Below are 12009 nucleotides of genomic sequence, written 5' to 3'. Positions count from 1 at the left end.
CAGGGCTTTTTATTGATCCTATTGTTTTTTTTGTGCTTAGGTACAAACTCTCAAGTATTAACGAACGGTCATCTGGTTTATTCCAACTTATCACACAACCATATCTACAGTGTGACCATCATAAAAAAGCTGAACGATCATACCCTTGCCTCAAATTCCAAATTAACTTTACTAGTATTGAATCAAGATAAAAAAATCCAACAGCGTATCAGTTTTAATACGGGGCTTTTGTTTGAAGATGCCTATACCAGCAATAAAAACGCCCGCTCCTATGTTACCGGCGTAAATAAGGATACCGAAGTTTCAGATTATGATTTTGGAGATCTTATTATTGCCGACCTTAATTTTGATGAAAAAGAAGACATCGCCATAAAATATGATTCGGGTGGCAACGGGGGCCCAGTTTATAATTTCTATTTGCAAGACAAAACAGGTAATTTTAAGTTGAGCAAATATCTTACAAATCGTGTTTGTTCGTTTCCGTTCTACATAGACAACAGACATAAAACAATTGCAACACAAATACACGCTAACGTATCCCAGGAAGGCAGAAAAACCTTTAAATATAATCCACTGACTAAAAAGTGGCGATTAGTAAAATGGGAAATGATCGGTACAAAAGAATAAAACAAATAATTTAATCTTAATTAATAAATGAAAGTCCGGATACTCGTATTCATAATTCTGTTTGGTGCTATTAAAACCCACGCTCAACTCCTGCAAGAAAAGGAAACCTTTACCCATGCCGATAGCTTGCGCGGTAACTTAACGCCATTACGCACGTGTTACGATATCAACTATTACCACCTTGATGTTAAATTTGATATCGCCCAAAAATCCATCAGCGGCAGTAACCTCTTTAAGTTTACGGCTACGCAGGATTTTACCCAGCTGCAGTTTGATTTGTTTGCTAACCTTAAAGTAGATAAGATACTTTACAAAGGCAAAATACTACCCTTTAAACGCGATGCCAACGCCGTGTTTGTGACCTTCCCTAAAGCTATTGCTAAAGGTAGTAAGGACCAGTTTACGGTATATTATTCTGGCAAACCAACCGTTGCCTTAAATGCACCCTGGGACGGCGGACTGGTATTTAAAAAAGATTCGTTAGGTAAACCATGGGTAGCTACTGCTTGCGAGGGTGTAGGCGCCAGTATCTGGTGGCCAAATAAAGACCACCTGAGCGATGAAGTTGATAGTATGCTCATCAGCATCAACGTACCTAAGGGGCTCAAAGATGTATCCAACGGTCGCCTGCGTAAGGTAACCACATTAAAAGATGGTTATACCCGGTTCGATTGGTTTGTGGCAAACCCTATTAACAATTACGATGTAGTAGCCAACATTGGCGATTATGTTCATTTCAGTGATAGCTATATGGGCGAAAAAGGCAAGCTTACCATGGATTATTGGGTGCTGCCTGCAAGCCTTGAAAAAGCAAAAAAACATTTTAGTGCCAATGCAAAACCTATGCTTAAAGCTTTTGAACACTGGTTTGGCCCTTACCCTTTTTATGAGGATGGCTATAAACTGGTAGAAACCCCGCATTTAGGCATGGAACATCAAAGCGCTACCGCCTATGGTAACCACTTTTTAAATGGCTACATGGGTTACGATATGTCGGGCACGGGCTGGGGACTAAAATGGGATTACATCATCATTCACGAAAGCGGGCACGAATGGTTCGGCAACAACATTACCGGGAAAGATTTAGGCGATATGTGGGTCCACGAAAGCTTTACCTGCTATTCCGAATCACTGTTCATTGAAGATAACTGGGGCAAAAAAGCCGGCCAGGAGTATAACTTTGGTTTAAGGGATGGTATTAACAACGATAGTCCGTTGGTTGGCCCCTACAATGTAAATAAAGAAGGTTCGGGCGATATGTACCCTAAAGGCGCGGTTGTGCTTAACATGGTACGTACCATCATTAATGACGACGAAAAATGGCGGGATATTCTGCGAGGCCTAAACAAAACATTCTATCATCAAACCGTAACTTATGCACAGGTTGTTGATTACATTAACGGGCAATCGGGCAAAAACCTGTTACCGGTATTTGATCAATACATGCATTACAAAAACCTGCCAACGCTGGAGTTTGCTACAAAAGGCGGTAAATTTTGCAGCAGGTGGATAGCAGATGTAAAAGATTTTACCATGCCGGTTTTGGTACGGGTAAAAGGCGGCGAATATAAATTCATCACACCAACAACCCGTTTTACCCCCGTTGATTTGGAGGGTGCAGCCAAAGATAATATTGAGGTAGATACCTTTAACTTTTATATTGGGGTATTGGTTGATTAAATTGAGTGAGTGGTTGATTAAGTGAGTGGTTGACTGGAGCAAAAAAAATTAGAAACGATTTACATAGACACATATGCAAAATAAAAACCTATACAAATGCGCACTTAGCTTATTGATGGCAGGCGCAAGCTTACTCCCGGCTAAAGCGCAACTGGGCGTTGCAAAAGAGACCTTTACACGTGCCGATACTTTACGCGGATCATTAACCACACCGCTGCGTACCTGTTATGATATTAACTACTATCACCTTGATGTGAAGTTTGATATCGATAAAAAATTCATCAGTGGTAATGTATTATTCAAGTTTACGGCTGTTAATGATTTTAATAAGTTGCAATTTGATCTTTGGAATAACCTGCAAATAGCAAAAGTGGTTTACAAAGGCCAGGAATTGAAATACACCCGTGAATTTAACGCCGTGTTCGTAACCTTCCCTAAAAACATCACTAAAGGCAGTATGGATGAATTTACAGTGTACTACTCGGGCAATCCTACCATAGCCAAACGTGCTCCCTGGGATGGAGGCGTTGAGTACAATACCGATTCATTAGGTCATGCATGGGTATCAACCGCCTGCCAGGGCATGGGAGCCAGCGTTTGGTGGCCTACTAAAGATCAGCAGGCCGATGAGGTGGATAGCGCGCTCATCAGCATCAGCGTACCAAAAGGTTTAAAAGATGTTTCAAATGGCCGTTTACGAAAAGTTACCGATTTGAAAGATGGGTATATACGGTTCGATTGGTTTGTAAGCAACCCCATCAACAATTATGATATTGAAGCCAACATTGGCGATTACACCCATTACGAGGGTGTTTACAATGGCGAAAAAGGTAAGCTTACCATGGATTTTTGGCCATTAAGCTACAACCTTGACAAAGCTAAAGCCCAATGGGGCCTTGATGCGCCACGGATGCTGAAAGCTTTTGAAAACTGGTTTGGCCCTTATCCTTTTTACGAGGATGGCTATAAATTGGTAGAAAGTCATCACCTGGGTATGGAGCACCAGAGTGGTACAGCCTATGGTAATCATTACAAAAACGGCTACCTCGGTCGCGACCTTTCCGGTACAGGCTGGGGACTTAAATGGGATTTTATAGTTGTACACGAAAGCGGGCACGAGTGGTTCGGTAATAACATCACCTCCAAAGATTTGGGTGATATGTGGATTCACGAAAGTTTTACCAATTATTCTGAATCGCTATTTGTAGAAACTTTTTATGGCAAACAAGCCGGCCAGGAATATGTACACGGCACCCGCGCAAGCATCGTAAACGACAGGCCGATAGTTGGCCCATATAACGTGAACAAAGAAGGCTCGGGCGATATGTATTACAAAGGCGGCAATATGCTCAACATGATCCGCACTATTATTAACGATGACGAAAAATGGCGTAGTGTACTGCGCGGACTTAACAAAACTTTCTACCATCAAACCGTTACCTATGATCAGGTTGTGGATTATATCAACAAGCAATCGGGGATGGATCTGTCGCCGATATTTGACCAATACCTGCACTACAAAACCCTGCCTATCTTGGAGCTGATGGTAAAAGATGGCAAAACCCTCGCCCGCTGGACCAGCGCAGATGCTAAAGGTTTCAACATGCCGGTTAAAGTAAGGGTTAAAGGTGGCGATTATAAATTTATTACCCCAACAACCCGCTTTAAACCTATTGAACTCGACGGCGCAACAAAGGACAATATTGAGGTTGATACGTTCAATTTTTATATTGGAGTGCTGGTAGAGTAAAAGCAAATTTGTTTTGCTGAGTGATGAATTTCACGAAACGCTGAAGGAGAAATGACGTTTTAAAAGGTTTGTCATCCTGAGGAACGAAGGATCTATTCGCAGACTGTACAGGGCGAAGAAGCATAGCGAATAATAGATCCTTCACTGCGTTCAGGATGACAAAAGCCTTTTTGGTAAATACGTCATAGGAGAAATGACAAACGACGAAAGACTTACGAAGTTTTAAAACGGCGAAGCCCTCAACGAGGCCAAAAACAATATTATCGAGTTAAACTTCGTAAGTCTGGGATTCAACAACTTGCCATGGTTAGTAAAGAAGCATCTCCCTTACTCAATAGAAATAACCTATTTTTAACTTTATTTCTATCCCCGTGCAACCTCGTCAAAAAACTTGCGTCATATAGACACAAAACATATAGTTAACATGAAATTATTAAGCAAAATATTACTGGTTACTGTTTTGGTAACGGGTACTGCAGGTTATACAATAGCAAAAACTCATTCAACAGAAGTAACTCAAAATACAGAAGACCGCCATATTACTGGTTTCAGTTCGGTAAATGTTGCAGGTTCATTCGATGTAGTTATTACACAGGGATCTACCGAATCGGTTAAGGTACAGGCCCCGTCTGATATTATTAGTCGGATCATCACCGAAGTTGAAGGCGGTGTACTTAAAATATATACTAAAAGTGATAATGACTGGCATTGGTTTAATGGCGGTCACAAAAAAATAATGATCTATGTATCGGCCAAAGATCTTAATGGCGTCATCCTTTCAGGATCTGGCGATGTATCTTTTAAAGGGGGCATTCGTGCCAATTCCTTTAAACTGAAGCTTACAGGATCGGGTGATGTAACCGGCAGATTGGATGTAAAATCATTAGATGCTGTTTTGGCGGGCTCAGGAGATATTACCATAAGCGGTAGTGCCGATAACTCCAATATCAGCGTTGCCGGCTCTGGCGATTATTCTGCCAGGGACCTTGTTACCAATACGGCATCTGTGCGTGTTGCAGGTTCGGGCGATGTCAGAATAAATGTTAATCAGAAACTTGATGCCTCGGTTATAGGTTCGGGCGATGTACACTACACAGGTAGTGTTAAAAACATCAACAGCTCCAAAGTGGGCAGCGGCGATATTAGCAGAATGTAAAAACCTCGCCTAAACAGCGAAGCTATTCTCCGAAAGAGGAAACCTTAAGATAAAAACGAAAAAAGCGATGAGTTTCTCATCGCTTTTTTCGTTTAAACTATTTTCACCTCCCTCTTCATTGAAGAGAGCCGGCTGATTCTAAAATCTGGTATAAAAAGCCAGCTGAGCCACGTGATTAAGCGTATAGCTTTCTGCTTGTTTAATGTATTGATTAAGGTAACCGGTCTCCACATCTATCATCTTGTTGATACGATACCCTACGGCAACGTAGGCCCTGTTCTGATCAAAAAAGTGCTTATTCCCCTTGTTTTTATTTTGGATGTTTACAAACACTTCGTTTTGCAAGGCAACAAACGGCCCTTTGCTAAATGCTCCCGAATCTTTTTTCAGTGGGATAACTCCCCTCGCAAAATATCTTAAGCGCTGCGCAAAATACTGATCGTTCTTATTTGCCGCGGTGTGGCCCAGGAAACGCTGCTCTAAGCGGAAGCGGTGTGCTACTGCAATGTTTTTATTTACTTTGTGCGAATAAGTATACTGCTCCCATATACGGTGTTCCGGGCGGAAGGTTTGGTCGCCGGCTGTGTTGCGGCCATAAGTGGCTATGTATGCATATCCCAAGGCTCCTACCTTATTTTTAGCGAAGTAATAATTAGCCGATGGACGCAGCAATATGTGCTTCAGATAACTAAGTTCATCATGTGAGCGGAGCTGCCCATCAAACGAATACCCCCAGTGCTCAGATAATTTCTGGCTGTGGAACAAAGCCGCCCATGCCGAAAACTGGTTATCCTGCGCAAATAGCTTCGCAGGTACTATAAACAATAAAACTATTAAAACTGCTAATTTTTGCTTCAACTTCATAGATGTATATATTATTTAATAAAATCGTACTAACCAATTTTTAATCCTTCAACCTGATTAAGGTCCTTCTGCCCAGGTCAACAGTTACCCTGAAAGCTTCCTGGTTACTGGTTTTAAAACCAGGTGTTTGGTGAAAACTTAAAATAAACTGCCCTTTTATTCTATTGTACAGGAAAGGCGTCCATATAATATCCATCCGGTTGTACGTTTTCTTTTCATAAAACGCATCACCGTACATAATATGATGCCCTTGCCCTTTATAAAATTCATCAAACAAGGCAAAACGGTGATAGCCAAAATAAACATTTGCCACAAAGCCCGCTGGCTTTTGGAAACCATCAACCCCACGGGTTCGTTCAAATGACATCATACCTCCTGCTTCTATTGATAAGGAATCAAGAAAGGTTTTGTGGCCAAAATCGAGCCCTAACCTTATCTGCCCCGCGCCGTTATCTTGTATATTATCATTAGGTACAGCAATGATTGCACCGGCATCGTGCTCCAGCATAAAATTGTGTGATACATAAAACATACCGGTAACCGATGGCTTGTACCTGCCCGAAAATCCAAATAAAAACTGCTCTCTATCTGTATTGGTTTGGCGGCTTACCCAATCTATCCAGCCGGTCTCCACAAAATGATCGTTATGCACACGTGCTAAAAGCCCCTGGATATTGGGACGATAATAGCGTAAGGTATCATTAAGTATTGCCCGTGGATAATCATCAAGTAAGCCCTCACGAGGGAAAGCCCCGGCATTAAAAAGCCAGCTTTTACCTGTAAAGCTATAATAGGCAATCGGGTCTACCTTTAAAAAATAAGGTTTGGCGCCAAACTCATGAATACCGTTGGCACCCACAATAAAGTGATTTAAACTATCAAGGTTCCATCCCACATCAAGCGCGGTACGAACGCCGTTGTAGGTGCGAGATCGTAATACAAATGGCTTATACTCGCGGTTGTCCATAAAGCCCATCGCGTTAAAATGAATATCAATGGTTTGCTGTGCCAGCGCGGCAGTACCGGTAATTATTGTAAAAACTGCAAGTAAGTATATTCTTTTAAACATAGGTGTAATTATTATTTAACTGTAAAACTAATACCATCGCTGTTCCTGCCTCCCTGGAACGGCTCTGTACGCAAGGAGAAGAACAGCAGATAATTTGCCTTTTTCTCAGGAGCAGTAAGGGTAAAGGCATAGTCGGTTTGTTCGCCTGGTTTCAGAGATATATTATTAAAGTCATCTCCCGAAGCTTGTGTCTTCACTATGTCCTCACCGATTAGTATACAGGCTTCTAAGGTAAGCGGATGCGTTTGGTTTTTGTTGCTGAGATTAATGGTATATGAATATGGATTAGTTATCCTCATATTGATTACATGCTTTTGTCCGGGTGCAAATGCAAAATTAGGAGATAAAATTTTACATTTCACTTTTTGGTAAGTGCGGGTATCCTCTACCCAGCTGCCATACCATTTCCCCCTGATGGTCATACTATCGGTAGTAACATTGGGTATCTTATCATGAGTAAGATAATAAACTCTTTTATGCTGAAATTGCTCCTCAAACGGCCACATATCAAACTGGGTGATACGGTAATACCGGGAATCATAGGCAAACCCTTTTAAAGAGTTGGTGTAATAAGAATATCTTGATGGGTCCTGGTACTCATTTTTCATGACCAAATAGCTATCGCCAATTTTGGCATGAATAGCATCCGCCCATTTATGATGACCAAAGTATGCCTCTAACTGTTCATTACCTTTTAAAATATCAAAGCCTGCAACTACACACAATCTAAACGCCACAAACAACGCGATATTGGCAATGCTTAAACGATACAACCATTTAGGGTTCAATTCCCTTTGCTTAAGGTTAATGAGTGCAAGCATTACCAAAGGCACAAAGCCAATGAGGGCATAATGTAACTGCACAGTGGCCTTTAATGAGCTCAGGATAAAAAAGGCGAATGTGCATACCATGTTCACCTGCAGAGCCCTCATAAATTTATCCTGAATCCGGGTAGTAAAGGATGCATAAAACAAGTACCAGGATGTGAGCGCGCCACCCAAAAGCAATTGACCAAAAAAGAAATCAGATCCGGCATTGAAGTGAACTCCGCCGCCTTCCCGCTCAAACAGGCTAATATTTATAGCCGGGAAGTTATGGTGATATTGCCATAAAATATGAGGCACATACAAACCCAGAGCCAAAAGCACAATAAAATAAAAAGAAGGACGCCTTAGAAGTTTAAGGTTTGATAGTAAGGTAAAACTCACCACCAATATACCGTGATACTTACTGTACATAAGGCAAGCCACTACTATGCCCAGTATCAGGGCCAGTTTCCAGCTGTTGTTATCAATGTATTGCTGGTAAAAATAGTAAAACAGCACTGTAAAGAAAAGCAGTGGCGCATCGGGTGTGGCGGTAAAGCCATAGATATGGAACACCCATACGCCCGACATCAGCAAAATAAACCATTTGATACTTACCTCATACCTTTTAAGCATCAGCCAGATGATGTAGATAGAGAGCGTGCTCGATATAACCATCGCCAGCCGTGTTCCCAGTTCATTATGCATCAGCATATCACCCAAGCGGATAAATACAGCCACCATAGGCGGGTGATAGTAGAAACCCCAATCCATCATGCGCGAGAAGATCCAGTAGTAGGCTTCATCGGCATGCACCTCTAAAGTGGAAGCCTGCAGGATGTTTAGCGCCGTCCACAGCAATAAAAAATAAATAATGGGCTTGTTGTATTTTGTTTGGGCCGGCGTATTAATTATGGCGGTATCCTGCATTAATGAACTATTGAAATTGAGTTTGTAAAGGTATAATAAAACACCAAACACATAAAACTATCCCTATCATGAATAAGTAATTTGATGAAATAATAACCTAAATCTTCCTACTTTAGCCTTCCAATAACTAAACAATTATCTATAATGCTCAAATCAATAGAACTAATTAGGGGACCAAGGGAATTGGCGCTCAACCAGGTGAAGGACCTTACGCTGGAACAGCTTAACCAAGTACCTCAGGGTTTTAACAACAATATCATCTGGAATATAGCACACATGATATCAGGTCAACAGGGTATTTTTTATACCCGTGCAGGTTTACCGGTAATAGTGGACGACAAATACTATACCCCCTACCGCCCGGAAACTAAACCAACTACTTTTGTGGGGGCCGAAGATGTAGCCACCATCAAAGAACTATTCCTTTCAACTATCGATCAGCTGGAAACGGATGTTAACAACAACCTGTTTGTAAACTACCCAACCTGGAGCACCCGGTATGGCACCACTGTAAATTCTGTTGAAACCGCACTGGCTTTTTTGCCTTTTCATGAAGGTTTACACTTCGGGTACATGATGGCTTTGAAAAGAGTATTATAAGGTAATATAGGGGTGTTCGATTTTGCGTATGGATTTCCGGCAAACCCTATTGGCGAAGAGTACCCGATCATCGACCCAACAACGGCCGAATAAATAATACTCCTTTTCTATAAATTCATTTATAACCTTTTTACGCTTTTTTTTACAAAAAGCCTTCTGAATTGTACGTTATTTGGTAATATGAATCCTACTACAACTCCGATTCTCTTCTTGATTTTCAATCGTCCGAGCCACACCAAAAAAGTTTTTGATGCTATCAAAATCCAAAAACCAAAAGCTCTCTTTATAGCCGCAGATGGGCCGAGAAAAGACCGACCTGGTGAATTTGAAAAATGTGAACTCGTCAAAAAAAACGTTTTGGATGCAATTGATTGGGATTGTGATGTTAAACTTTTATTTAGAACAGAAAACTTAGGTTGCGGAAAAGCAGTATCTGGAGCAATAAACTGGTTTTTTGAAAACGTGGAAGAAGGAATAATATTGGAAGACGATTGTGTGCCCGGAAATAGCTTTTTTTATTTTTGTGAGGAGCTATTAAACAGGTACAGAGATACTGAACAGATTATGCATATCAATGGCACGCGGTTTCAAAACACAAGCAATTTTGGAAACAAAAGCTATTATTTCAGCAACTATATACACCCTTATGGATGGGCTACCTGGCGGCGCGCATGGCAAAAATATCAGTTTGATATTCCTGTAGAAACAAGCGAAGATTTTAAAATCATATTAAAACATAAATTTCCAGATGTTCTTGAAAGGCATCTTTGGGAAACATCCTTTTTAGGCATGGCTCAGAATAAAATAGACACATGGGACACACAATGGAATTACAGCATTTATAAGTCTTCGGGTTTTGCAATTACGCCAGTACTAAATCTTGTTTCAAACATAGGCTTTGACGATGAAGCAACGCACACCAATGAATATACCGTGGGCATTGCAGATTTATCAATAAACACAATAGATGCTATTGTGCATCCCCAAAAAATAGCTGTATCAAAGGCGGCCGACAGGCATACTTATAAAAAGCATTACGAGCTTAAGATCACTCTTTTTAATAAATTAAAATTTAAAATTGGCAAGGTACTTCCTTTTGTAAAAACCGCCTATTTAAGATTATTTTTAAAAAAGGACTTCTAAAAACAAAAACGATACCTGATCTAATGCTTTATAAAAATTCAAAATAAGTCCACTAACTGACCTCAAGGCTTTTAAATTTCGGTTATTTAAAGACCGATTTTGTGGCTCGGTCATTAATTAAAATCCAGTCGTTTTTTTCTACTTTTATAGAAAAACCTGACCGTGATGATTTTTACCGGCATTAGCATTTTAACATGTTTTATAAACGTAGCATTCGTCACTTACCTCATTGTCGGCCTAAAAAAAATTAAACAAATAAGCAAACTACCTGTAATTGACGATGAACCTGCAGTAGCTATAATTATAGCTGTACGCAACGAAGAGCAAGACCTTGAAAAAGCGTTGTTAAGCGTTTGCCATATCAATTATAGTAACTACAGGATTATTGTGGTTAACGACCGATCTACCGACGGTACCGCCGAGATATTAAAGGGATTCATTACAAATTATCCAAAACTAAGTGTTACCACCATTGACAGCCTGCCTCCTGGATGGCTGGGTAAAAACAATGCATTATACCAGGGTTATAAAAGCAGTAATGAAGAATGGATGCTTTTTGCTGATGCCGATATTGTTTTTCACCCGGATGCGTTAAGTAAAGCCGTAGGCTACGCGGTAAAACAAAAGCTTGATCATTTAACCATATTGCCGCAATTGGTATCACCATCGCCTATTTTAAATAGTGTGCTGGCCACATTTAGTATCATGCTTATGATGCATATGCGGCCCTGGGATGCCAAAAACCACAAATCAAACGCGTTTGCAAGTATTGGTGCATTTAATTTGTTAAGGCGCAGTGCCTATGAAAAAGTTGGCACCCATGCCCGCATAAAATTAAGACCTGATGATGATCTGCAGCTTGGTCATATTATCAAGTCGGCAGGGTTAAACCAGGATGTATTGGCGGGCAATAACTACATCTGCCTGGAATGGTACAAAAACCTGCGCCAGTTCGGCCACGGAATATTGAAAAACTCTTTTGCCATAGCCGAATATAAACTCGGCAGAGCTCTTGTAAATGTACTTTCCATGTTGCTAAGTTTCACGTTGCCATTGCCCATCCTTTTTGTTTTTGGTTCCACAGAGATCCGTTTAATGGCATGCGTGATTTTGCTATTTCTGCTGATATACATGACTGTAGTATTACCCAATAAATGGTGGTATGCATTTATGGTTCCGTTTGCCGGTGTGTATATAGCCTACTTTACAATAAAATCGGCATTGATAACGCTTAAACAAGGCGGTATTTATTGGCGGGAAAGTTTTTATTCGCTGGCTATGCTTAAAGGCAAAGATTAAGCTTTACACAATGCCCATCCATTGCACAAAATGCGTACAATATTTAATTATAATTTCAATAACAACTGACTATCAGTATATTGTA

Annotated in this window: 10 protein-coding genes; 7 read left to right on the top strand and 3 right to left on the bottom strand. The window is 40.6% G+C overall.

Translation table 11 applies throughout. From position 1 onward, the window contains the following. Positions 1–177: 177 nt before the first annotated feature. The 4 genes from AC1D0K_RS19490 to AC1D0K_RS19475 all read left to right on the top strand — a co-directional run bounded on the left by AC1D0K_RS19490 (position 178) and on the right by AC1D0K_RS19475 (position 5213). A complete protein-coding gene (locus AC1D0K_RS19490; RefSeq protein ID WP_295712514.1) occupies positions 178–627 on the top strand; it encodes an XAC2610-related protein in 450 nt (149 codons plus the stop codon). 27 nt (positions 628–654) lie between these two features. Further along, positions 655–2307: a M1 family metallopeptidase gene (locus AC1D0K_RS19485; RefSeq protein WP_477396991.1), complete on the top strand. Its 1653-nt coding sequence runs from the start codon at positions 655–657 to the stop codon at positions 2305–2307. Between the two features lie 73 nt (positions 2308–2380). Continuing rightward, positions 2381–4057 carry a M1 family metallopeptidase gene (locus AC1D0K_RS19480; protein ID WP_477396993.1) on the top strand — a complete coding sequence of 559 codons (1677 nt, stop codon included), beginning with the start codon at positions 2381–2383 and terminating at the stop codon, positions 4055–4057. Positions 4058–4481: 424 nt separating this feature from the next. Then, positions 4482–5213 (top strand): head GIN domain-containing protein, encoded by a 732-nt coding sequence (locus AC1D0K_RS19475; RefSeq protein ID WP_477442839.1) that lies wholly within the window; start codon positions 4482–4484, stop codon positions 5211–5213. A gap of 138 nt (positions 5214–5351) precedes the next feature. Here the strand turns inward: AC1D0K_RS19475 and AC1D0K_RS19470 are convergent, their stop codons facing one another. Genes AC1D0K_RS19470 through AC1D0K_RS19460 form a run of 3 tightly spaced genes read right to left on the bottom strand, consistent with a single transcriptional unit; the run spans position 5352 to position 8882 of the window. Beyond that, positions 5352–6077, bottom strand: coding sequence for a DUF2490 domain-containing protein (locus AC1D0K_RS19470; protein ID WP_477398108.1), 726 nt, complete (start codon positions 6075–6077; stop codon positions 5352–5354). Between the two features lie 40 nt (positions 6078–6117). Further along, a complete protein-coding gene (locus tag AC1D0K_RS19465) occupies positions 6118–7146 on the bottom strand; it encodes a hypothetical protein (protein ID WP_295712529.1) in 1029 nt (342 codons plus the stop codon). Positions 7147–7157: 11 nt separating this feature from the next. Further along, complete coding sequence (locus AC1D0K_RS19460) at positions 7158–8882, bottom strand: ArnT family glycosyltransferase (protein ID WP_477442841.1); 1725 nt, start codon at positions 8880–8882, stop codon at positions 7158–7160. Between the two features lie 144 nt (positions 8883–9026). Between AC1D0K_RS19460 and AC1D0K_RS19455 the strand changes: the two genes are divergently transcribed. The 3 genes from AC1D0K_RS19455 to AC1D0K_RS19445 all read left to right on the top strand — a co-directional run bounded on the left by AC1D0K_RS19455 (position 9027) and on the right by AC1D0K_RS19445 (position 11924). Then, the gene (locus tag AC1D0K_RS19455) at positions 9027–9482 is read left to right on the top strand and encodes a DinB family protein (RefSeq protein WP_477442843.1); all 456 of its coding nucleotides are present in this window, start codon (positions 9027–9029) and stop codon (positions 9480–9482) included. A 180-nt stretch (positions 9483–9662) separates the two neighbouring features. Further along, the gene (locus AC1D0K_RS19450) at positions 9663–10625 is read left to right on the top strand and encodes a nucleotide-diphospho-sugar transferase (protein WP_477398114.1); all 963 of its coding nucleotides are present in this window, start codon (positions 9663–9665) and stop codon (positions 10623–10625) included. Between the two features lie 165 nt (positions 10626–10790). Further along, the gene (locus AC1D0K_RS19445; RefSeq protein WP_477398123.1) at positions 10791–11924 is read left to right on the top strand and encodes a glycosyltransferase family 2 protein; all 1134 of its coding nucleotides are present in this window, start codon (positions 10791–10793) and stop codon (positions 11922–11924) included. Positions 11925–12009 lie beyond the last annotated feature (85 nt).

Source organism: Mucilaginibacter sp. P1_A3 (assembly GCF_056406855.1).
This window is presented reverse-complemented; position numbering and strand designations above follow the sequence as displayed.